The organism is Yersinia pekkanenii, assembly GCF_001152565.1.
GTDB lineage: Bacteria > Pseudomonadota > Gammaproteobacteria > Enterobacterales > Enterobacteriaceae > Yersinia > Yersinia pekkanenii.
Map to the genome: position 1 here is coordinate 1 of NZ_CQAZ01000224.1, position 433 is coordinate 433.

Sequence of the window (433 nt, forward strand, 5' to 3'; positions counted from 1 at the left end):
GATGGCCGTGACTTGTCGGGTCAGGGGAACGACATGTTTACGCCGCATTTTCATACGACTTTCCGGTACTGTCCACAGAGCGTTGTCGAAATCAAACTCTTGCCATTCTGCTGCACGCAATTCGATAGTGCGAACACCGGTCAACAAAAGTAGTCGAGTTGCGAGGCGGGTGAGGGGACTACCGTGATATTCAGCCAACTTCTGAAGGAACTCAGGAAGCTCTTTGGCGATCAGATGAGGGAAGTGCTCTGTTTTGGGGGGACTCAAGGCTCCGGCCAGTTCTGCCACAGGGTTCACCGTTGCCCGGCCAGTGGCAATAGCGTAACGGAAAATCTGATTACAGAATTGCCTCACCTTACGCATTTTCTCCAGAGCGCCGCGCTTTTCTATCAGGCGCAGCACCTGAAGCATCTCCAGCGGGAGGATCTCTGTG

The 433-nt window shown here is 53.6% G+C and carries 1 protein-coding gene; it reads right to left on the minus strand.

Annotated features, from left to right (window positions below; genetic code table 11):
- Positions 1-433: tyrosine-type recombinase/integrase (locus AEP37_RS24075; RefSeq protein WP_049615703.1), on the minus strand; the 433-nt coding region annotated here is incomplete at both ends.